The sequence below is a fragment of the Neptuniibacter sp. QD37_6 genome, assembly GCF_047778085.1.
Lineage (GTDB): Bacteria > Pseudomonadota > Gammaproteobacteria > Pseudomonadales > Balneatricaceae > Neptuniibacter.
The window spans coordinates 206,925-230,204 of the sequence record NZ_CP180550.1 but is presented as its reverse complement, the minus strand read 5'-3'; the positions used below and the strand labels follow the sequence as shown (position 1 = coordinate 230,204).

Genomic DNA, 23,280 nt, shown 5'->3' with positions numbered 1-23,280 from the left:
TCGCGTAACCCTATGGGTATAGCGTTAAATTAGCTTGGAAGCCACATCCTTCACATCTTCCATCACAACAAAGGTACTGGTTTGCTTCACAAATGGCAGGTTAGAGATTTTCTCACCGAGCACTTCCCTATAACTTTCGATATCGGACGTGCGCACTTTTAACAGGTAATCGAAATTAGCTGCAATCATATGGCACTGTTCGATTTCAGGGATGGCGCGCACGGCTTCATTAAATGCCTGCAGCGCTTTGGTTTTCGTATCTAGCATCGTCACTTGCACAAAAGCGATATGCTTAGAACCCAGCTTCTTCTGATCGATCAGGGTGGTATAGCCCATAATATAACCAAGCTCTTCCAAGCGTTTCATGCGCACTTGGCAAGGTGTTTTCGAAAGGCCAACACGCGAGGCTAATTCCGTAACCGTAATACGTGCATTCTTTTGCAGTTCGCGCAAAATCGCCATATCGAGTTTATCTAAATTTTCCATGACGGCGCTCCAGAAGCATAAAGTCAAAACGTCCAAAATTTTGGCGAAAATATAGTGAATTCGACTCCTCATAACAAGTTGACTACTCTTTCTTATAGATGAAAAAGAGCTATGCAGCGCGTTTATCTAGGTAAAAAACCATCAAATTAGAACAATCATCCGAATAAACGAACAAATAAAGACCAATTGCCTAGAAAACAGCCAAGTTTGGAGCATTTAACCAATGGAATACCGGTAAGCTTTCCGGTCGTTATACCCAAGCTTAACTACTGTCTTTTTCGCAACCAATGAAGGTAGAAAAGTCTGCAGCATAGCTAGCGCAGGAAGGTGTAACAGAGGATGGAACGATAATAAGCATAAACTATGACAAAGAGGTTTCTTAGATGGTAACCCTGACATTTATCCTATATCTGATGCTGATGCTGGCAATTGGTATTGTTGCCTATCGTCGCACTCAGGATCTGTCTGATTACGTTCTTGGTGGACGCAACCTAGGGCCGATCCCAAGTGCGTTGAGTGCAGGCGCATCAGATATGAGTGGCTGGCTATTAATGGGCCTTCCTGGTTACGCAATGGCGGCCGGTTATGGCTCTTTCTGGCTGGCAGGCGGTCTACTAGTAGGCACTTGGCTAAACTGGCTGTTGGTGGCTCAGCGTCTACGTGTTTACTCACAACGTGCTGATGACGCACTAACACTACCTGCGTTTTTTGAAAAACGCTTTGAAGATCACAGCCATAGTCTACGCGTTATTTCTGCCGTATTCGTATTGGTTTTCTTCCTGTTCTACACCAGTTCTGGCTTAGTAGCTGGTGGTAAGCTATTTGAGACTGTATTCGGTTTTGATTACACCATCGCCGTTCTTGTCGGTGCTGCAGCCGTTATCTCTTACACCCTATTTGGTGGTTTCCTAGCGGTATCTTGGACAGACGTAGTTCAGGGTCTACTAATGGTTGGCGCTTTGATCTTAGTACCATTGATCGCGATGGGTGAAATTGGTGGTTTGAGCGGCACGCTGGCAGCAGTCGAAGCGAAAAACCCTGAGCTATTGAATATGTTTACCGATGCGGATGGTAAGAGCATCACGCTAATCGGTACGCTATCTCTATTGGGCTGGGGTCTTGGTTACTTCGGTCAGCCGCATATTCTTGCGCGTTTCAAAGGGATCAAATCTAAAGACGCGGTTCCTGCTGCACGTCGTATCGCAGTGATCTGGAGTGCGATCTCTATGGCGGGTGCCTGCCTAATTGGTTTGGCCGCTATCGGCTACCTACCAGACGGTTTGGGCGATAATGAAACTGTATTTATGGTGATGGTAGATGCACTATTCCACCCTGTAATTGCAGGTATTCTACTGGCCGCAATTCTTGCTGCTGTAATGAGTACAGCCGATTCTCAGCTACTTGTATCTTCTTCTGCACTGGCTGAAGATTTTTACAAAGCGCTGTTTAACAAAGATGCTACCCAAGAGCAGTTGGTTCGTGTCGGTCGTATCGCTGTAGTGGTTATCGCACTGATCGCAACGTTCCTAGCGATGGATAAAGACTCTAAAGTTCTGGAGCTTGTGTCTTACGCATGGGCGGGGTTCGGTGCGGCATTTGGTCCTGCCCTGATTATGTCACTGTACTGGAAGCAGATGACCAAAGGCGGTGCGCTTGCGGGTATCATCACTGGCGGCGTTACAGTGGTAGTTTGGAAGCAGCTATCTGGCGGTTGGTTTGATCTTTACGAGATCATCCCAGGTATTATCTTTGCCTTCATCGCAATTATCGCGGTATCCAAAGTGACACCAGCGCCATCAAAAGCTATTCAGCAACGCTTTGACGATGTAGAAGCTGAAATCAAAAGCTAACGAATAGAAAACAGATTTTTTAAAAGCCCTAACTGCTTTGCAGTTGGGGCTTTTTTATACCTAACAACCAAAGGAACATAAGTTCAAAAAATAAACAAAAACACACCAAGTTATCCGCAAATAGAACCAAATAAAGAGAAATAAACCTCCATAACTAATTTTATAGACAAATCGACTATTTGAGCGCTTGTAGAATAGTCCGATAGATTTAAGAGGTGGAAGATTATGAGCATCACAATCGAACAATGCCGTACAGCTATTCGTAATAACTATCTGGCAGACGAAGCAGCCGTTATCAACGGTTTGATTAATAACTCAGGTTTAAGCGAAACAGAGCGCGACGCTATTTCAGCTAACGCGGCAGATTTGGTACGCAAAGTTCGATCTGAAAGTTCCCCTTCCATGATGGAAAAATTCCTTGCCGAATACGGCCTGACTACCAAAGAGGGTGTCGCGCTAATGTGTTTGGCAGAAGCACTGCTTCGTGTGCCAGACAGCCTAACCATCGACGCTTTAATCGAAGATAAAGTGGTATCCGGTAACTGGAAAGGCCACTTAGGCCAATCGGCATCATCATTAGTAAACAGTTCAACCTGGGCACTACTCATCACAGGCAAGTTACTTAAAAAAGATGAGAAGAAGAGCATCGGCTCCACAGTCAAAGGCATGATTAAACGTCTTGGTGAGCCTGTCGTTCGTACCGCCGTTGCCCAAGCGATGAAAGAGCTAGGCCGCCAGTTTGTACTCGGTCGCGACATCAACGAAGCCACCAAACGTGCGACAAAGCTTGAGAAACAAGGCTATAGCTACTCCTATGATATGCTCGGTGAAGCAGCCCGAACTGATGCCGATGCAATCCGTTACCACCAAGCTTACTCGCAAGCGATCAGTGAACTGGCATCTGCTTGCGAAAGCAAAGATATCCGTCTTAACCCAGGCATTTCTGTAAAACTATCTGCTCTGCATGCCCGTTATGAAGTTGGCCAAAAAGCCCGTGTTATGCAGGAATTAGTAGAGCGTACCCTAACGCTAGCCCTGCAGGCGAAAGATGCCAATATGGGCTTCAATATTGATGCCGAAGAAGCCGATCGTCTCGACCTTTCACTTGATGTGATCGAAGCGGTTCTGGCAAATGAACGTTTAGCAGACTGGGATGGCTTCGGGATTGTGGTACAAGCTTTTGGCCCGCGTGCCGCTCATGTTCTGGACTGGCTGTATGCAACCGCTGAACGTCTAGATCGTCGTATCATGGTGCGCTTAGTTAAAGGTGCTTACTGGGATGCAGAGATCAAACGCGCGCAAGTGCTAGGCCTGGATGGCTTCCCAGTTTTTACCCGTAAAGTAAATTCCGACCTATCTTACATGTGCTGTGCAGAAAAGTTGATGCAGATGACAGATCGCATCTATCCACAGTTCGCTACGCATAATGCCCATTCAGCGGCTGCAATTTTGTTTATGGCGAAAAAACACGATGTGGATAACTTTGAGTTTCAGCGTCTACACGGTATGGGCGAATCACTCCACGACACCGTGCTGAAATCGAACAATACTCGCTGCCGTATCTATGCGCCTGTTGGTGCACACAGTGATCTTCTGGCTTATCTTGTTCGTCGTCTCCTAGAGAACGGCGCCAACAGTTCCTTTGTAAACCAAATTGTCGATAAGCGTATTACGCCTGAAGAGATCGCGACCGATCCATTTACCCAAGTGCTAGAAAGCCATAACGCAATCAGCAACAACATGATTGCCAAACCAGCCATGATTTTTGGTGAAAAGCGTCTGAATGCCAAAGGCTGGGATATTACTGATCACATAACTCTGGAACAACTGGAACCTGCTCGCGAGGCCTTCCAAAACACGCAATGGCACGCGAAACCAATGATTGCAGGCGACGCGAGCAGCTCCAAAACGGCTGAAATTTGTAACCCTGCCAACCCAGAAGATATTGTAGGTCTAGTAACTGAAGCAAATGCTGAAGATATTGAAAGTGCGATTGTATCTGCTGAGTTAGGCTTCCAGCGTTGGTCAAAAACTGACGCTAGCGAACGTGCCGCTTGCCTTCGCCGTGTAGCTGATCTATTTGAAGCCAATGCGCCTGAGCTATTTGCTCTGGCGAGCCGTGAAGCGGGTAAAACACTACTTGATGCGGTAGGTGAGATTCGTGAAGCGGTCGACTTTGCCCGTTACTATGCAAATGAAGCCGAGAAGCACGCTAGCTGTGAAGCACGCGGTGTAATCACCTGTATCTCCCCATGGAACTTCCCTCTCGCGATTTTTGCCGGTCAGGTTTTAGCAGGCATCGCATCAGGTAATAGCGTCATCGCTAAGCCTGCTGACCAAACGCCTCTAATGGCTGCTCGCGCTGTTGCGTTGATGCATGAAGCCGGTATCCCAGAAGATGTTATCCAACTGTTACCGGGCTCGGGTATCAATGTCGGCGCGCCACTGACCTCTGACCCTCGCATAGCTGCAGTGTGCTTTACAGGCTCAACCTTAACTGCACAGCGCATCAACAAAGTGATGGCGGAAAACATGGCTCCGGATGCGCCTCTAGTGGCAGAAACCGGTGGTATGAACGCGATGATCGTTGATTCCACAGCTCTACCAGAACAGGTGGTACGCGATGTCCTGATGTCCTCGTTCCAGAGTGCAGGTCAGCGCTGCTCTGCTCTACGGGTACTTTATGTCCAGGAAGATATTGCTGATAACCTACTAGAGATGCTGTTTGGCGCCATGGATGAACTTCGCCTTGGCAACCCTTGGCTCCTAAGCACCGATGTTGGCCCTGTTATCGATAGCAACGCTAAAGCTAAGATTGATGAGCACTGTGCAAAATTTGCCGCAAAAGGCCAGATGCTTAAGAAACTCCATGCTCCAACAGGCGGTACATTTGTTGCGCCAGCAGTGCTGAAAGTTAATGGCATTGAAGAGATTGATGAAGAGATCTTCGGCCCAGTTCTGCATGTCACAACATTTGCAGCAAAAGATCTGGATCAAGTTGTCGAGTCGATCAACAGCAAAGGCTACGGTCTAACCTTTGGCCTTCACACCCGTGTGGATAACCGTGTTGAGCGCATTATCAACAAAGTTAAGGTAGGTAACATCTACGTTAACCGTAACCAGATTGGTGCGATTGTCGGCTCACAACCATTCGGCGGTGAAGGCCTATCCGGTACTGGCCCTAAGGCAGGTGGTCCACACTACGTAAAACGCTTCACTCGCTCAAATATTAGCAATAGCACAGAAGCGCCAGCAGGCCAGACTATTAACTCTGAAACACTGAACAAGATGATCCAACAACTGGATCAAACAGCTGCTACTGATGCAAAGCATTCTGAGGAACAACTCGCTAACGTCTTTGCTGAACAGGTATTTAAACTACAAGACCATAGCTCTGAAGCTACAGAGATGCCAGGGCCAACAGGCGAGTTAAACCTTCTATCCGAAACTGGGCGCGGTATTGTCCTTTGCCTAGGTCCCGATGCAGAAAGCGCTAAGAATCAGGCTGCAACCGCACTCATGCAGGGCAATGCAGTAGTTATTATTGCTCAAGGTATTGCTGATCTACTGAAACAGTGCACTGAGGCCGAATTGCCTGTGCAAGGTATGGTGGGTCAGTTATCTGCTGAAACCATCAGCGAAGCCGATGGCTTCGCCGCGATCTGCTGCAATGCCAGTACTGAAACCCTCAAAGAGATTCGTCAGGCGCTCGCCGCTCGCGAAGGCGCGTTGCTGCCACTGATAACTGAACTGGATCAACCAGAACGCTTCGTCATGGAACGCCATCTGTGCATCGATACTACAGCCGCTGGCGGTAATGCCAGCCTAATCGCTACAGCCGGCTAAGCCCGGCTTTAGCAAGTACCTTTCCACTTACTTCGTTTTTTGATTCATGGGCAAAATTCGAAGACCTTTACCCCGGGGCTACCGCCATTCAGCCCCGGGGGCTTTTCATTCTAAAAAATGAATTCTTAAGCTTGGCTTCGATACCAATCGACAAATGAATCAGCGGGCATCGGCCTTGAGATTAAGTAACCCTGAATCTGGTCACAATTGAGCTCTCGCAATAGACCAAACTGAGTCTCAGTTTCGATCCCTTCAGCCACGACTTTAAGTCCTATTGCCTGACTCATATCGATAATTGAAGCGACAATACTCAAATCGACCTCAGAACTTTCAATATTCACCAAAAAGCTACGATCAATTTTCAGTACATCCAAAGACATATTGCGGATATAACTAAGGCTGGAATAACCGGTACCAAAGTCATCGATAGCGATACTAACACCAGCTGTACGCAGAATATTTATGGCATCACGCGTCTCTTCCAAGCAATGCAAGAAGCTCGTTTCTGTTAGTTCTACTGACAACAACCTAGAGGGCAACTGGAACTCCTCCAAAACCTCTAAAATCTCTTCAGCTATATCTCTGCGCTGCATCTGCTTAGCTGATACATTAATCGCGACAGGCACCTCAAAGCCCTGTTTCCACCAACTAGAACACTGCTGAACCGCTTCCCTTAAAACAAAATGCCCTATCTGATCAATAACACCGAGGTCCTCGGCAAGAGGAATAAATTCATCAGGGGGGATAAAGCCTTGCTCAGGGTGATTCCAACGAATTAACGCTTCTACACCAACAAGTTCTCGACCCGCTGCTGTCACTTTTGGCTGGTAATACAGCTCAAATTGTTCTGCTTCAATCGCTCGGTGCAGATCATGTGCCATGCGATAGCGTGATTTCACCAACTGGTGCTGTTCAGATGAGAAGAAACGATAGCTATTGCGCCCAAAATCCTTAGCCTGTTTAACGGCCACTTCGGCACACTGGAACAGATCTTCAGGCTTTGTTGCATCTGTAGGGAAGAAACTCACCCCAACACTTACGGTAAGGTTTATCTCAGTACCAGACACTAATATGGGTTGATTGATTGTAGAGAGAAGGCGATTTAAAAATTCACTTACCGCAGTATTATCATCAACATCAGTAAGGATCATATTAAAGGAGTCACCACCAAAACGGGCAACCGTATCGCCCTCCTCTAAAATTGACTCGATTCTACGACCCACCTCACGCAATACCTGATCACCCGCTTCGAGACCAAAGCGGTCATTGACCCTCTGAAAGAAATCTAAGTCTAAAAAAGCTAAAGCGACTTGATGGCTATGTTCCTGTGCATATCCAAGGGATAAGTTAAGCCTGTCATTAAACATCTTCCTATTTGGAAGGCGAGTTAATTCATCAAAATAAGCTAAACGCTTAATACGAGCTTCCGATCTCTTAATTTCTGTTAGGTCAGAGAAAATGGAAGCATACTGACAAATCTCTCCTGCATCATTTTCCACAGCCGTAATGGTCAGCCATTCTGGATAAACGGTACCATTTTTACGTTTATTCCAGATCTCACCCTGCCACTGTCCTTTGCTCTGTAATGAAGCCCACATATCCTGATAAAACTTCTTATCATGGCGACCAGAACTCAAAATATTGGTATTTTTGCCCAATACTTCCCAGTCTTCATATCCTGTAATATCAGTGAAGGCAGGGTTTACCCGCTGGATTTTAGCTTCCAGGTCGGTCACTACGATCGCTTCCATCGAAGCGCTTATAACTTTATCCGCCAACTTCAGATTGTGTTGGGATAAAGCTAACGCCTGGTCACGCTCATTCAATAATTCTTTTAAGCGATAGACATAATCCATCTCAACATTACGCAGGATGTCGCTGTAAGAGATCAAACCAATGATTTCACCATCATGGCGTTTAACCCCTAAATGGTGAAAGCTGTGCTGGCGAAATATTTTACGTGCATTGTAAAGGCTAAGGTCAGCTTCAACAGAAACCAAATTGGCTGAAGCAAAATCTTTCAAAGGAAGGTCCAAGTCACCGTCAGCCATGCTCACCATCAGATCGTTTTCAGTAAGAATACCAACAATATCCTTACCGTTGCAGATCAACGCAGCACTATGACCCGTTGTTTCTAAGCGCTCTACAGCCAAGCGAACCGTTTCATGTTCAGGGATAACCAATGCATCTTTGCTAATAATCTCAGCAACTGAACGTAAAAACAGATCATGTTCAACACCCTGACTATTAACAACATCAGTCTCAGACAACACGCCAAATAGCTCATTATTTTCATCGATAACAACTAAATGGCGAAAGCCTTCGGCAATAAAGCGTAAACCAGCTTCATCAATAGTGGCAGTTGTTGAAATGGTACTAACAGGGGAGGACATACACTCGGAGACAGGTATATGTTCGAATGACTGACCAGCAACCGTTAAGCGCATAATATCTCTACGCGTCACAATACCAACCGGACGGTTTTCTTCACAAACTAAAACACAGCCGATATTATTTTTTGCCATTAGCCCAACAATTGTAGCCACCTTACTCGACGGAGAGCAGGTTACCAGTTGCTGTTGCGCAACTTGGCGAACCCGTAGGTGTTGTAGAGGGTATGGCATGGTGGTCATTTGATTCAGGTAAGATTCTCGCTTATGACAGAATAATAATATTACTGAATAAAATTCAAACAATAAAACCACACGAATAATAAGGCTCTATGATATTGACCCGAGTCAAATAAAAAGAGAAAACTAGCAGGGAAGCCTAAACTTGGCCCCAACATGAAAGGAAATTAAGGTAGCGAGAAGGGAAGTAATAAAACGGGAAGGAATGAATATCCTCCCCGGAAAGCCCGAAAAATCAGCCTAATCAGCTAAGCTTTTCAAACATCAGATCCCAAACACCATGACCTAAACGCTCACCACGCTTTTGGAATTTAGTGACTGGACGCCACTTTGGCTGTGGAGAGTATTCTCCGTCACCTGCAACGTTCTGATAGCCTTCAGCCGCGCTCATCACTTCCATCATGTGTTCAGCGTAATTTTCCCAATCGGTAGCCATATGGAAAACACCACCCACTTTCAGCTTCTTACGTAATGTCTGAGCAAACTCAGGTTGAACGATGCGGCGCTTGTGGTGACGCTTTTTGTGCCATGGATCAGGGAAGAACAATTGAATGCAGTCAAGGCTGCCATCTGGAATACACTGCGCCAACACTTCAATTGCATCATCACAGAATACGCGGATGTTGCCTAAGCCTTCACGCTCTGCATTGCTTAGGATACGACCTACACCTGGGCGATGTACTTCGATACCGATGTAGTTTTTCTCTGGCTGATCTTTTGCCATTTCAACCAGTGAATCGCCCATGCCAAAACCGATCTCAAGTACAACCGGGGCATCGCGATTAAACACCTCAGCTAGATCTAACATCCCCTGTTTCAGCTCAAGCCCCATTTGCGGCCATACATCTTCCATCGCTTTCTGCTGACCTTCAGTCATACGTCCAGCACGTAAGACAAAGCTTTTTACAGTACGCATGTGCTTCTCTTCAGAAGCCTGCTCAGGGTTTTGCTGCTCGATGTTATTTTCTTCTGTCATCATCTGACCTAACTAAGTAAAACAAAACAGCCTGACATTGAGACGTCAGGCTGTATCGGAAAGTGTAGCCAACCACCGTGTATTAATGGTGATTATTTACCAACAATGGTTCCTTCCATTGGCGAAGAAGCACTCGCGTATTTCTTACGTGGCATACGGCCCGCCAAGAATGCTTCACGTCCAGCTTCAACTGCTTTACGCATAGCTGAAGCCATTAAAATAGGGTTTTGAGCACCGGCGATAGCTGAGTTCATCAATACCGCTTCACAACCCATTTCCATCGCTACCGCGGCTTCTGACGCAGTACCTACACCGGCATCTACCAATACCGGTACTTTGCAATCTTCCATAATGACATTGATGTTATGTGGGTTAAGAATGCCCAAACCAGAACCGATCATAGAACCTAGTGGCATGATAGATACACAGCCTAGGTCTTCTAGCTCTTTCGCGACGATTGGATCATCACTGGTGTAAACCATTACTTTGAAACCATCACGTACCAGCACATCTGCGGCTTTGATTGTTTCAACAACATTTGGATATAGAGTTTTCTGGTCGCCCAACACTTCTAGTTTAACCAGATCATGACCATCCATCAGCTCACGCGCTAACTTACAGGTACGGATCGCATCATCAGCGTTAAAGCAGCCTGCCGTGTTCGGAAGGATGGTGTATTTCTCTGGAGAGATCACATCCAACAGATTTGGCTCATCTGGATTCTGACCAATATTAGTACGACGTACAGCCACGGTTACGATTTCAGCACCACTTGCTTCAATCGCCAAACGGGTCTCTTCCAGATCTTTATATTTACCTGTTCCGATTAGCAGACGAGAGTTAAAAGATTGGCCTGCGATTACTAGCGGATCATTTTCTAGGGACATGGTGTAATTCCAAATGCTCGTTATTATTTACTCTGGCTGTACTGCATCAAATGCTGAAATTAACCGCCACCAATGGCGTGAACAATTTCAACACGGTCTGATTCTTTTAAAACCGTCTCAGCATGCTGGCTGCGCGGAATAATTTCAAGATTAAGCTCAATCGCGATACGCTTTTCGCCTAACTCTAACTGCTCAACCAAACTTGTCAGGGTGATACCATCCTGCAACTGCAGCATCTCACCATTTACCTGAACCTGCATTGATCTATCTCCTACCTGAAGTCAGCGCTGCATACCCCAGCAACGCCCACCCGCAAAGGAACGCAACTCCACCTAGTGGTGTAACCATACCTAATGACCGCATCCCAGTTAACGCCATTAAGTACAAGCTGCCTGAAAACAACAGAATTCCAATCACAAATCCAATCGCCGCGCGCTTAATCACTTTCATATCTAAACGCTCTGGAGCGAATGCCAAAACCAGCAACGCCAGCGCGTGATAAAAGTGATATTCCACACCGGTCTGATACACAACATAGAGGGAAGGTTCGATCGAGCCTTTAACTGCATGTGCACCAAATGCGCCGATAGCCACAGCTAAAAAGCCGAAAATGGACGCAATAAAAAGCAGTGGATGTGTATTCATGATGAACTCTGTTAAAACGAGTTCGGATTATACCGAATTTGCTACGGCCTTGCCGAATACTGCAGACATAAAAAAACCGCTTAATAGCGGCTTTTTTACTCCAGAAAACGAATTACGCTTCCATGGAGACTCGAATCTTCTTCATTGCATTCTTTTCTAACTGACGAATACGCTCAGCGGATACTTCGTACTCTGCTGCTAGCTCATGCAAAGTAGCTTTATCATCCGTCAACCAGCGGCGTGCCAAGATATCTTTACTACGCTCGTCCAGTTCAGACATAGCCGACATCAAACGACGCTGTGCATCCTGTTCCCAGTTAGCATCTTCCACCTGTAGCGATGGATCTGCGCTTTTATCTTCTAGGTAATGAGCAGGAGCCCAAGCCGCTTGCTCATCATCCGCACCTTCCGGCGCATCAAATGCAGTATCAACAGAGGCCATGCGACCTTCCATCTGACGAACAGTTTTTGCTTCTACTCCTAGATCTTCTGCGATTAGATCAACCTCATCGTTGGTCATCCAACCCAGGCCTTTCTTCTTCGAACGCAGATTAAAGAACAACTTACGCTGCGCTTTGGTCGTTGCAACCTTCACAATACGCCAGTTACGCAGAATAAATTCATGCATCTCAGCTTTTACCCAGTGCACGGCGAAAGAAACCAGACGCACACCCATCGTTGGGTCAAAGCGCTTAACAGCCTTCATCAGGCCAACGTTACCTTCCTGAATTAGATCACCTAAAGGCAGACCGTAACCAGAATACGTTTTAGCAACATGTACAACAAAACGAAGATGAGACATAACCATCTGACGAGCAGCCTCTACGTCGCCATCAAAGTGTAGGCGCTCAGCCAAAGAACGTTCCTCTTCAACGCTCAGCACAGGAATCGCCGTAACAGTCTGTACGTACGCATCCAGGTTCTGACCAGGAGAAAGGTTTTCAACAACTTGCAAGCTTGTGCCCATTAATGACCTCATATCATTCTGCTTTAAACACCGCAGATATGACTTGTTTATAGTACAAAAGTTCCAACAAATTCACGCTTCCTAAAAAGCGGACCGAAAAATATAACTAGGAATAGGATAAAACGCAAATATGACGTTTAAATGACCGCTTATTGCGGCTCAATGTCGCGAAGGTGACGGCTTACCGCAAGCTTTGCGCCGACTAAACCGAGTAAGATTCCAGACAGCAATAAAATTAGACTATCCGAAAAACTTAAGCCCTGAAGCTCAAAATCACTCTGATATAACGCCGCTAGCTCCCCTACAGGTTCATTCAGAAGTAGTAGGCTGATCATGACAAATAACCAAGCTAAGACCGCCCCTAATAAACCAAACCAAAAGCCAGTATAGATAAAGGGACGTCTCACCCAGGAATCAGTCGCACCGACTAATTTTGCGACCTGGATTTCATCTTTACGGTTTTCTATTGATAAACGGATGGTGTTACCCACCACCAGCAATACAGACAAAGCCAACAAAGCACCCAGCACTAGAACAACACGGTTAGCGAGTTCAACAAAAGAAGCTAAGCGCTCGACCCAAATCATATCCAACACTACATCATCGACCTCAGGCATTTCGGATAAGATCTGCTGCAATGTTATTAGCGCTTGTTTCTGTCCATCTAAAGGCTGCACAACAACAACTGCAGGCAGTGGGTTGTTATCGAGAAAGTTAAGGATATCAGCGAACTCCGACATCCGTTGAAACTCCAATAAGCCCTGCTCTTTTGTGACGAGTTCTACTGCTGCCAGATCCGATCGCAACAGCATGTTTTGGCTAAACCGCTCGGCCGCTTCATCAGTGAGCGAGGTTTTTAGATAGATAGAGATGCGCGGATCACCCTGCCACTGGCCGCTTAGATGATTAATATTCTTCAAACCAACGAACATGACGCCCGGCAACGCCAAGGCAATCGCCAATACAGCCAGAGTCATTAAACTCGGTAAAGGTGTCGCTTTTAGGCGCAGCAGTGAATCTTGTGCCGTTTTTTTATTATGACGTAGCCAGCTTTTCGCCTGAGCGGCAAAGTCGATCTTATGGCGCGCAGCACCTTTGGATTGAGCAGGAGACTGTACTACAGTTTCTACAGGTCGTTCCTGACGAACAGCACCACGTCTTTTCGGTTCTCGATTAGCCATCGCGCAGCAACCTCCCTTGATCTAAGGTCAAGGTTCGATGCCCCATACGTGAGATCAGCGCCAAATCGTGACTGGCGATCAGAACAGTCGTGCCATGGCGGTTAAACTCCATAAACAGACTCATAATCTCAGCAGATAGCGTAGGATCAAGGTTACCGGTAGGCTCATCGGCAAGTAGCAATTGTGGTTTATGTACGATCGCACGGGCGATACCAATTCGTTGCTGCTCACCGGTTGAAAGCGTAATCGGATTAAACTTCTCTTTATGAAGTAAGCCAACCTTATCCAAGGCAGCCCTTACACGTCGCCCCGTATCTTCTTCATCGTAACCAGAGATATGTAACGGCAACGCTACATTTTCAAAGACAGTTCGATCAAATAGGAGTTGATGGTTCTGGAATACCACTCCAATACGACGGCGGTGATAAGGAATATCTTCGCGGCTAAACTGCGCTAAATTTTGATGCGCCACAGAGACACTGCCTCGAGAAGGGCGCTCCATCAACATGATCAGTTTGAGTAACGTACTTTTACCTGCGCCCGAATGACCGGTTAGAAACGCCATCTCGCCACGTTGCAACGTGAAGTTTACGTCTCTAAGCGCATCGTGCCCTTCGGGGTAACGTTTGCTTACATTCTCAAACTGAATCATGCGGAATTCCTTTCACGGCTTAATCAAAAAGCGCGTCGACAAATTCCTGAGATTTGAATGGACGAAGATCATCAATCTGCTCGCCCACACCGATAAAGCGGATTGGTAGATCCATCTGTTTAGCGATTGCGAAGATCACACCACCTTTAGCAGTACCATCCAGCTTGGTTAGGGAGATACCTGTAACGCCAACACTGTCTTTAAAGATCTTCGCTTGGCTCAATGCATTTTGACCAGTACCGGCATCAAGAACCAACATCACTTCATGTGGCGCTTCTGGAGATAGCTTCTGCGTTACACGGACAACCTTTTCCAGCTCTTGCATTAGGTTGTCTTTATTCTGCAGACGACCTGCGGTATCAGCGATCAATACATCAACGCCTTTAGCCTGAGCAGATTGCACCGCATCATAAATTACAGATGCAGAGTCAGCACCGGTGTGCTGTGCCACAACAGGGACATCGTTACGCTCACCCCATACCTGCAATTGCTCAACAGCCGCCGCACGGAACGTATCACCGGCAGCTAGCATCACTGACTTACCTTCGCTCTGGAAGCGTTTCGCCAACTTACCAATCGTAGTTGTTTTACCTACGCCGTTTACACCTACCATCAGGATAACGTAAGGCTTGTTGTTACATTCTACTTGTAGCGGCTCTTCAGAACGGTGCAACAGGCTCGCAAGTTCCTCTTTAAGTGCCACTTGTAATGCTTGCGCATCGCCTAGCTGTTTACGTTCTACCTTATCGGTTAGACGCTGGATAATGTCAGATGTCGCTTCAACACCAACATCAGCCATCAATAGAAGGGTTTCGATCTCTTCTAACAGATCATCATCGATCTCTTTCGCACCAAGAAAAAGGTTACCCAACTGTTCCGTTAGGTTCGCCTTGGTCTTGCTCAAACCAGATTTAATACGTGAGAAGAAACCTTTTTTCTCTTGTTTCTCTTCAACAGGCTTTACTACAGGCGCTGGAACTGGTGCTTCCACTTCCGGCTCTGCCTGAGGTTCTACAGCCACTTCAACTACGGGCTCAGCTGTTGGCGTTTCTGGCTCCGCTTCCACAACAGTTTGCGACGTTTTTTCCGCTGGTTGTAATTCTTGTGCAGGCTCAACAACTTCAGCAGTTTCAACAACCGCTTCTGCAACTAGCGGCTCAACCTGAGTCTCTTCCTGAACTTCTTCTTTAACAGCTACGGGCGCTGATTCTTGAGGGGCCACGGCAGGTTCAGCAGCAACAGGCTGTTCAGGCGCAGGCACTGCGGCCTCAACTTCAACCTTCTCAACATCCTGTTCCTGAGTCTGCAGATTCTTTTCTTCTTCTGCAGGCCTACCACCGAACATGGATTTTAATTTCTTAAACATTTAACTTCCTCATACAGCCGCCAAATGATTCGGCCACTGGTTGATATACTTCTGCACTTATTTATTCAGCTGAGTCGTCGCTACTCAAATAGCGATAGATTCCCGCAAGCACTAATGCGGTGATCACAACACCTGCGTAAGCGATGTAATCAGTATTCCAGCCTTCGGTAACAAACCATTTTTGTAAACTCAGCATGATTTTCCGTTCTCATACGGCATATTATTTGGGTGATAATGGCCAATAAAATCCAGCAGTCCACCCACAAAGTCTGGTATCTTATCACAGTGATTTGGTACAGAGACTACCCTTATGACAAATGAATACCGTCCCCTGTTTAATCGTAAATATTTGATCGGCCTCGTATGGTTCAGTTTGATCGCCATTATGATCCTTTCATCTATGGGACCTGGGGCAGTCAAATACCATGACATCGAGTCAAATAAGGCAAGAACCCTCAGCTGGATGGAGTTAGATGACCAGCCTATTACGCTGGTTTTACTGCTACCTACACGCCCAGCTTTTAACTCGACTCAGCGCCAACTTCAGCAGCTTCAAAGTCAGATTTTACAACAGCGCTTAAATGAACTGGCTAACCCGACTTATAGCTATCATGTACTGCCACGCCAAGACCGCATCGAAGTTACGCTTCGCTGGTCTTCAACGCAAGAATTACCTAACCTGAAATCGATCTGGACTGCGCTAAGTCAACCGGTCGAGAGCGCCCGCTGGCAAGATCAACTTAAAACCATTCAGGCACGCCAATATCTAGATAGCCAAAACAGCGAACAGCAAATCATTAATCACTTTTATGAGCGCTTACAGCCAAGCAATCGCATGACGGTTTTGGGCAACCTAAGTCGCAGCTTTAACGTCATGTTCCAAAACCCACGCTTTGCATTGAGTGGTGAAGGAGCAGAAGATCTCGTTTCAGCAGTTGAAGAGAGCCTTCCACAACAGCAAAGCGATCAAAGCGCAGCGCTGATTACAGCCAGCCCTCAATTTATTCAGCAAGGTGAAAGTACGGATCAACGTTTTCGCTTACTGGTTGGTACGCTCATTCCTGCGCGAGACTCGAAAGATTTCATCCAAGAAAGGTTAAGTGCCCAAGTACTTCAAGACCTACTAAGTCAACAACAAACACAATACAATCTGAATTTCCGTATGCTTTGGGCCGCTTTGAGTGATACGGGATACCGTGCGCTGATTATTGATGGTGTGCAAAATCCAGGTCCAGTATTGCCTCAGTTAAGCCAGATGATTACTGAGGATCTGGTCGAAAAAAGCCAGCAGAACCTTGCCTCACAATGGCATGACAATATGCGTGATATAGCCAACCAAGTTCAGGCACTAAATCTAATAGCATTCTACCGTTTGCCGGAAGACACTTTAGAAACATATGCAGAGCAAGTTTTAGATCAAGATACCGATCAAGTAATCAAACTTGCGCGTAAAGCCTTACAGGCAGAGCAACAAATCAGTATCCTTCAATCCCCCTCGCTTTAAAGGAAAGACCATGGGCCGTCGCAACCCTCCTCGCAAACAGGCGAATAAGATAGACATCCCTCGTTCACAGCTACGCATTATTGGTGGTGAATGGCGTGGTCGAAAGATAGAGTTTTTTGCCGTCGATGGTTTACGTCCTACCCCTGACAGAGTGAGAGAAACCTTATTTAACTGGATTCAATCATCAGTGCCGGGAGCGCAGTGTTTAGATCTATTCAGCGGTAGCGGTGCTCTTGGGCTGGAAGCCCTATCTCGTGGTGCAGGTAGTATGACCTTTATCGACCTAAACCCGACAACATCCAGAAAGCTGAAAGACAATATTCAGCTTTTAAAATGTCAAAATGCCGAAGTTGTTCAAGCCAATGTACTTGAGTGGCTCAAAAGCAGAAAAACTGATTGCGAGCAGCGCTACGACCTTGTGTTCCTCGATCCGCCTTTCCGTCAGGACCTTATCGCACCATGTTGTGAATTACTGGAAGCTCACAACCTGTTATCAGAAAACGCTCTTATTTACGTTGAAAGCGAGTCAGAACTACATCATCCACAAGTACCTAGTCACTGGCATGAGCATAGGCAAAAAACGGCAGGCCAAGTGACCTACCGCTTGTATATGCGTAATAGCTAGACAGTGTAGTTAATAAGCTGGCTGTACGTCGTCTAGATAGAAGCTAGCTTCATATTTTTTCAGATCATTCACATGTAGATCTTTCGGGAATTCAAAGCGGGCAGCAAATACCTGCCCAGGTTTGATATAACCTTTAACGTGATCAACATAACGCTCGATTTTGCCATTACGTTTTAGGTACATCCCCATCACCATATCCTTCAGAACCAGCCCTTGCACCGTATAACGCCAGCGAGTTTCTAACACATGATTCCCGGCTTTTCGGGACGACTCTAACTTCAAACCGTTCTGTACCGCTTTTACAAAGCGCGCTTGATCCTGCTGACGGCGCTCCTCTACTTTCGCTTCCTGATGCTGAACATATGCCCCTAGCGCTGTAGATAAAAGCGCAGCAACACCACCACCATCACCTGCAGCTACTTCGTTGTTATTTTTGCGCCATAACACATTGTTATCTAACAACTGCGCCGAACGAGGGTTAATCTGCCCTTTACGGTAATAAGGCATTACAGCCTTACCGACTTTATAAGCCTCTTTATAGCGTTCGGCGTTTACAGGGTGATCATGATGGAACAGGGCTCGAGCATTACCCTCCGCAGCATATTTTCTCTGCCAAATACGGCTAGCAGCGAGAGGATCATACCCGGCTAATGCTGTGTACAAGATGCCGATACGATCAGCTTCACGCTCACTTTCGTGAGTAAAGGCCGCTTTGTAACCACTACGACGCGCGGAATTCGAACCCGCTAAAGCACTGATCTGAGCATGTGTCTGGCGTTCATACACGTGGTTCGCCACAGTATGCGCAATCTCATGGGCAACAACCGCAGCCAGTTCAGCATCGTCTTTAAGATCTATCATCAACTTAGAGTGCACAACTATGTAAGTACCCCCTGTCGTAAACGCATTAAAAGAGTCGCGTTTGATCAGGATCGGTTCCCAGCGCTCATTTTTGAGATGAGAGATCTGATGAATACGGTCAAAAATACGTACCAAACGTAGATATTGGCTACGATTCACTGCAGCATTTACTGGCCTTTTATGCTTCTTCTCATTCGCAATAATTTTCTCAACATAGGCGTTACCTTGCTGAATCTGAGCAGAGCGATTCGCCATACTCAAGCTGCGCTGCCCTGTGACTCTATCCTTTTCACTGACAGATTCAGCGACTTGATAAAGCCCCCGATCTACCTTTTGTAAGGTCTGACAGCCCGCTAGCCCAAGAGCAAACGTGAATACAGCGAAAATACGCAACCATGACATCTTTGTAATACCCTTAAAACCTATATAGTTATTGGTAATAAAAAATAAAATTCTTATAACCGATATAAATCAAACCATTCCATTATAGTATTTGTACCGCCCGTGCAATTCAGATAATATGCCGCACTTGCTAAACTGCTATTTTATTAGGCCTAGGCGATATAGGCACTAATTAGACATCAACTGCTGTGAACCTGATATGAATACAGCCGTATACCCAGGAACATTCGATCCAATCACCAATGGTCATTCGGATCTAATTGAGCGTGCATCTAAACTTTTCGATAAAGTTGTGGTTGCTATCGCCGAAAGCCCTAAGAAGCGACCACTGCTGGAATTAGAAACTCGAGTAGCTTTGGTAGCCGAGGTAACTGCGCACCTCGACAATGTTGAAATTGTCGGCTTTGATTGTCTACTAGCAGAGTTACTAGAGCAACAGAACGCAAATATTATTCTACGTGGATTACGTGCAGTTTCGGATTTTGAGTACGAGTTTCAACTCGCAGCGATGAACCGACATCTAGCACCAAACGTAGAAAGTATATTTTTAACACCAGCGGAACATTTATCTTTCGTTTCCTCCACGCTGATCAGAGAGATCTCCAGCTTGGGTGGTGATGTTAGCAAATTTGTTCATCCGTCGGTGTCCAAGGCCCTGATTGAGCACCAGCGCCTGTAAATTTACTTTTATGACAGTGAGGTAGTCATCATGGCATTGATCATTACTGACGAATGTATCAACTGTGACGTATGTGAGCCGGAATGTCCGAACGAGGCCATCACTCCGGGTGACGAAATCTATGAAATTGAACCATCCAAATGTACTGAGTGCGTAGGCCACTACGATACTCCTCAGTGTGTTGAAGTTTGCCCAGTTGACTGTATCCCTAAAGATCCAGATCACGAAGAAACTGAAGCAGAGCTTATGGAAAAATATAAGGCTCTGACTGGTTCATAAGCCGGTATTTCAGAATTACAAAAAAGCAGGCCTAAGCCTGCTTTTTTATTGGATCATTTCCAGCTTCCCAGCATTATTGAAAACGTTCCTGCCAAAAGATCATTCGATCATTACCACGGGCACGGCCAAAAGTAATAATCGCATCAGGCACACTAATGTCGTTAGCATTACCATCCTGATCCCAATCGTATCGTAGCCAATCATCGATCGAGGTCAGACCTACAGGGAAGTAACCGGTCTTATCATTGCCGCCTGAACCTGCACCCGGCGCAGTGAAGATCAAGCTAAAATCTCCCGTTGATGCATCACTATCCGTGCCATTGATTCTTAAATTACCTACAGTGGTACCATCACCGACAGTTACTGTTCGATCTGCAACAGCACTACTGATTGGATTGCCATCGTAACTAATATTCGCTAATGGAATAGTTGTACAGCTATCATCAGTGTTACGTACAAATGTCGTTCCGTCCCAATACTGAACTTCAAATGGCACAGGAAGGTCTTGTGTTTCAGGGCCATGTACTGAGCTAATGCTAACTCGCCCATACATTATCGTTACTGGGTCACCCACCTCAACGGACTGACAACTGTCTGAACAATCCCCTGAACTATCAACCGACATGTTTTTTAAACTATCCAAAAAGTCACGACTATCTGGTTCTGATTCAATACCAAGCCCCAGCTGCAAACCATAAAAGGGGCCATCCGGTAGACCTGCATTTCCGCCATTGCGCGTAAAGATCACATTTTTCAATTCATTATCTGAAGCACTGGTTCGATCAATAACACCTGACTCCCAACCGGAAAGCGACTCCGACACTAGTATCCGATCACTCAAATCAATACCATCATCATTATTCTCAGCTTTAACCACTAAGGAACCTGTGCCTATGGTGTAAAGAACCAAATCGTAATTCTCAGTTATTTCTCCATTGAGAGCTCTGGCCTCTACCCTATACTCAAATGCTTTGAAAGGTTCCTGCATGTAAGTAAAGCTGTCTACAGCAGAACAAGCCGCCGCCACACCATCATCACTCATCACAAAGTGATCTGGATAAAATCGACCGATTTTTGTCGCCACACTCTGGATATCATCAGCGCCAAGATAAGAAGATAAGCTTGCCATTAGGTTCATGCTACCCACCTCATCGTAATTAAGCGTTGCGGTAACATCTGCACCACTGCGATTACTATAAGTGTCTAAGAGAGGGGCAACTGTTCCTGATAATATCCCTGGACTTCCATCAGCTGGGGTAAATGATTCGACACTGAGACTTACTGTACCAGTGAAGTTTGGTGTAATGCCGTTATCAGTCACATCGGCATCGCCATCAGGCATACCGTTCACATCAACATCTTCTGAGGCCTCATAGAGGTATGCATTGATATCAACAGTAAAATCGCTACCTGCCGAGGTAAACGCAGCACCTCCAGTTTCATCACCACCTGAGTTAGCCGTACCTGATGCATCTATTTCAGGGAAACCAAATCCAAATGGACGTACAACAAATAGATTCGAATTACCTATCATTACCGCACTTGTATCTGGAACGGTATAACTCGCCTGTAACTGCATCTCACCAGCATCATTGTAGTTAAGACGTAAAGGCGCCTTAGAATCGGTATCAAAGGTCATATCAACAGATTTAAATGTTTCTGGTGTACCGGCATTGAGGTCTACCTCGGGGTTACTGCCACTTTGAACATTAAAGGTACGCCCCGAAACACATGAGGTTGGGTTATTACATTGAGCTGCCAGATTAATCGACAGGGTAGTTCCATTAGGGAAAGCAGCCTGGCACACACTAGGATCAGCTGTAGTAGCCTCAACGGCCTGAAGATAGAGGCTAGTAGCTCCAAAACCTGCATCCGATGCTTTACCTGCAATCTGAGTCGGTATGATTTCTGCCCCAGCACCATCAATAAAACGGAAGCCAGCGAGGGTGAAAGTAATATTAGGATCATCAGCTGCTACCCAACTACCACTATTCTCAGTGATAGAGCCATCCGAAACGTTGAAACCAAAGGTCTCGCTCGTACCACTCAAGACGGGATGAGCAAACTGCAATACAGCACTTTGTGAACCCGAAGCAAAGGTAAAAGTTGCTACGCCATCATCAGCACTACCATTATCAAATGCAGATGTACCACTCACTGCACCCACCCAATTACCTTTACCTGATGTGGCGGCAATTGTCATGGATGCACTACCTGCATCGACAGCGCTATGAGAACTATCGTGGGCGGTGATGGTGATATTCTCAATTAAGCAGGTAACACCTGTTTCATCGTGAAATATAGAATAATGATCCACATCCGATTCATCACCATCATTACTGGATCCAGGAGTCGGATCACCTACCTCTTCAAAATCCCCACTACCATTTGGCTTACGTGCAAAGATGACCTTATTGCTTCCACCACCCGATAGTTCATTAGAGCAAGAATCCGGTACGTCCCAATACTGAGTTTTCTTACAACTATCCTTACAAAAATGCACATAATCTAAAACAAGATCATCTGCATCGATGAGTGCGACTTCCCACTCATTGGAGTTCAAGATCTGCGCCGAACTAAGATATTCAACCGGATTATAAACAGTGATGCCATTATCAGCAGGAGAAGAGAACTTATCGAAGGAACCAATCAAAAAATTCCCAACGCCATATGATACACAGGAAGGCGTTTTCCCTCCCTCATTAGTACATAAGCGCCAACCAGCAACGTCAACAGGTTCAGAGCCTATCAAAATTGTTTCGACATATTTTATTGGCCCAGCAGTACCTTGGGGCACAAGTTCGTTTATTCGCCCTGACGGATCGCTATGGCATACTGCGGCATGAAGAAGAACAGGCTGTAGCAGAACAACTATTAGCAGGGATATTCTATAAACGAACTTCATTAGGATATTTACCTAAATTAATGCAGAAGCAATTTTTGAATGTAATTCATAACGCTCATCCAAAATCCGGCCAATCGCACTTCCCTGCGCTAAGTGATAAGCATACTGCATATGTAAGCAACGGATTTTGTCCCACTGTGAGATACCACCGATCCCATACTTACTGTACAGCGGTGTAAAACCTAATTCCTCGATACGCTGTTTCTGCTCTTCAGAAGCAGAAGCCCAACGAAGATCGACGTAACGCTGCTGATCAGCTAAGTGTTCAGCACGCAGTGCTTCGTTATCGATCAGTTCTTGTTCCAGCTCTTTAACCGCACCAGCCGTTTCTATCTCAGCGATGGCTTGATAGATATCTTTACTGGCCATCCAATAAAGCGTTGGGAAAGGTTTATCATCAACCAAAAGATCCATCTGCAACACCAGTGGAACCTCTTGATCGTTTTGCACAGCAATACCCGCTAACCCACGAGGCTCTCGACCTAACTGCTGTCGAATAATTTCTAACTGCTTTTCACTTGGTGAAATCAACACTACTA

At 46.0% G+C, this 23,280-nt stretch carries 20 protein-coding genes; 6 read left to right on the top strand and 14 right to left on the bottom strand.

Annotated elements, in window-relative coordinates; genetic code table 11:
• Positions 1-24 precede the first annotated feature (24 nt).
• Positions 25-486, bottom strand: a complete 462-nt coding sequence (locus ACMXYO_RS00955; protein ID WP_415883132.1) for an Lrp/AsnC family transcriptional regulator — start codon at positions 484-486, stop codon at positions 25-27.
• A gap of 383 nt (positions 487-869) precedes the next feature.
• Between ACMXYO_RS00955 and putP the strand changes: the two genes are divergently transcribed.
• Both putP and putA read left to right on the top strand, forming a co-directional pair.
• Positions 870-2,336, top strand: a complete 1,467-nt coding sequence (gene putP / locus ACMXYO_RS00950; RefSeq protein WP_415886563.1) for a sodium/proline symporter PutP — start codon at positions 870-872, stop codon at positions 2,334-2,336.
• A gap of 225 nt (positions 2,337-2,561) precedes the next feature.
• A complete protein-coding gene (gene putA, locus ACMXYO_RS00945; protein ID WP_415886562.1) occupies positions 2,562-6,182 on the top strand; it encodes a bifunctional proline dehydrogenase/L-glutamate gamma-semialdehyde dehydrogenase PutA in 3,621 nt (1,206 codons plus the stop codon).
• Between the two features lie 125 nt (positions 6,183-6,307).
• Here putA and ACMXYO_RS00940 read toward each other — a convergent pair whose 3' ends face one another.
• The 10 genes from ACMXYO_RS00940 to ACMXYO_RS00895 all read right to left on the bottom strand — a co-directional run bounded on the left by ACMXYO_RS00940 (position 6,308) and on the right by ACMXYO_RS00895 (position 15,682).
• Positions 6,308-8,815 (bottom strand): EAL domain-containing protein, encoded by a 2,508-nt coding sequence (locus ACMXYO_RS00940; protein ID WP_415886561.1) that lies wholly within the window; start codon positions 8,813-8,815, stop codon positions 6,308-6,310.
• 241 nt (positions 8,816-9,056) lie between these two features.
• The gene (gene trmB / locus ACMXYO_RS00935) at positions 9,057-9,788 is read right to left on the bottom strand and encodes a tRNA (guanosine(46)-N7)-methyltransferase TrmB (RefSeq protein ID WP_415886559.1); all 732 of its coding nucleotides are present in this window, start codon (positions 9,786-9,788) and stop codon (positions 9,057-9,059) included.
• Between the two features lie 92 nt (positions 9,789-9,880).
• Positions 9,881-10,675, bottom strand: a complete 795-nt coding sequence (locus ACMXYO_RS00930) for a thiazole synthase (RefSeq protein ID WP_415883127.1) — start codon at positions 10,673-10,675, stop codon at positions 9,881-9,883.
• A gap of 59 nt (positions 10,676-10,734) precedes the next feature.
• A complete protein-coding gene (gene thiS / locus ACMXYO_RS00925; RefSeq protein ID WP_415883126.1) occupies positions 10,735-10,935 on the bottom strand; it encodes a sulfur carrier protein ThiS in 201 nt (66 codons plus the stop codon).
• Between the two features lie 4 nt (positions 10,936-10,939).
• Positions 10,940-11,320, bottom strand: a complete 381-nt coding sequence (locus tag ACMXYO_RS00920) for a DUF423 domain-containing protein (protein ID WP_415886557.1) — start codon at positions 11,318-11,320, stop codon at positions 10,940-10,942.
• A gap of 112 nt (positions 11,321-11,432) precedes the next feature.
• Positions 11,433-12,287, bottom strand: coding sequence for an RNA polymerase sigma factor RpoH (gene rpoH, locus ACMXYO_RS00915; protein WP_415883124.1), 855 nt, complete (start codon positions 12,285-12,287; stop codon positions 11,433-11,435).
• Positions 12,288-12,436: 149 nt separating this feature from the next.
• Positions 12,437-13,468 (bottom strand): permease-like cell division protein FtsX, encoded by a 1,032-nt coding sequence (gene ftsX / locus ACMXYO_RS00910; RefSeq protein WP_415886556.1) that lies wholly within the window; start codon positions 13,466-13,468, stop codon positions 12,437-12,439.
• Positions 13,461-14,120, bottom strand: coding sequence for a cell division ATP-binding protein FtsE (gene ftsE / locus ACMXYO_RS00905; protein WP_415886555.1), 660 nt, complete (start codon positions 14,118-14,120; stop codon positions 13,461-13,463). The genes ftsX and ftsE overlap by 8 nt, the downstream gene beginning before the upstream one ends.
• A gap of 19 nt (positions 14,121-14,139) precedes the next feature.
• Positions 14,140-15,486, bottom strand: a complete 1,347-nt coding sequence (ftsY, locus tag ACMXYO_RS00900; protein ID WP_415886554.1) for a signal recognition particle-docking protein FtsY — start codon at positions 15,484-15,486, stop codon at positions 14,140-14,142.
• Between the two features lie 61 nt (positions 15,487-15,547).
• A complete protein-coding gene (locus ACMXYO_RS00895; RefSeq protein WP_415883120.1) occupies positions 15,548-15,682 on the bottom strand; it encodes a hypothetical protein in 135 nt (44 codons plus the stop codon).
• 114 nt (positions 15,683-15,796) lie between these two features.
• Between ACMXYO_RS00895 and ACMXYO_RS00890 the strand changes: the two genes are divergently transcribed.
• Positions 15,797-16,990, top strand: coding sequence for a hypothetical protein (locus ACMXYO_RS00890; RefSeq protein ID WP_415886553.1), 1,194 nt, complete (start codon positions 15,797-15,799; stop codon positions 16,988-16,990).
• Positions 16,991-17,000: 10 nt separating this feature from the next.
• Positions 17,001-17,615, top strand: coding sequence for a 16S rRNA (guanine(966)-N(2))-methyltransferase RsmD (gene rsmD / locus ACMXYO_RS00885; protein WP_415886552.1), 615 nt, complete (start codon positions 17,001-17,003; stop codon positions 17,613-17,615).
• Between the two features lie 9 nt (positions 17,616-17,624).
• On the opposite strand, the gene ACMXYO_RS00880 is transcribed toward rsmD, so the two are convergent.
• Positions 17,625-18,878 carry a M48 family metallopeptidase gene (locus ACMXYO_RS00880; protein ID WP_415886551.1) on the bottom strand — a complete coding sequence of 418 codons (1,254 nt, stop codon included), beginning with the start codon at positions 18,876-18,878 and terminating at the stop codon, positions 17,625-17,627.
• Positions 18,879-19,077: 199 nt separating this feature from the next.
• Here ACMXYO_RS00880 and coaD point away from each other — a divergent pair, with 199 nt between their 5' ends.
• Both coaD and ACMXYO_RS00870 read left to right on the top strand, forming a co-directional pair.
• Entirely contained in the window at positions 19,078-19,557 is a 480-nt protein-coding gene (gene coaD, locus ACMXYO_RS00875; RefSeq protein WP_415886550.1) for a pantetheine-phosphate adenylyltransferase, read from the top strand.
• 30 nt (positions 19,558-19,587) lie between these two features.
• A complete protein-coding gene (locus ACMXYO_RS00870) occupies positions 19,588-19,836 on the top strand; it encodes a YfhL family 4Fe-4S dicluster ferredoxin (RefSeq protein ID WP_415886549.1) in 249 nt (82 codons plus the stop codon).
• A 73-nt stretch (positions 19,837-19,909) separates the two neighbouring features.
• On the opposite strand, the gene ACMXYO_RS00865 is transcribed toward ACMXYO_RS00870, so the two are convergent.
• Together ACMXYO_RS00865 and ACMXYO_RS00860 are read right to left on the bottom strand one after the other, a co-directional pair.
• A complete protein-coding gene (locus ACMXYO_RS00865) occupies positions 19,910-22,741 on the bottom strand; it encodes a DUF6701 domain-containing protein (protein WP_415886548.1) in 2,832 nt (943 codons plus the stop codon).
• Between the two features lie 12 nt (positions 22,742-22,753).
• A complete protein-coding gene (locus ACMXYO_RS00860; protein ID WP_415886547.1) occupies positions 22,754-23,275 on the bottom strand; it encodes a DUF501 domain-containing protein in 522 nt (173 codons plus the stop codon).
• Positions 23,276-23,280: the final 5 nt, after the last annotated feature.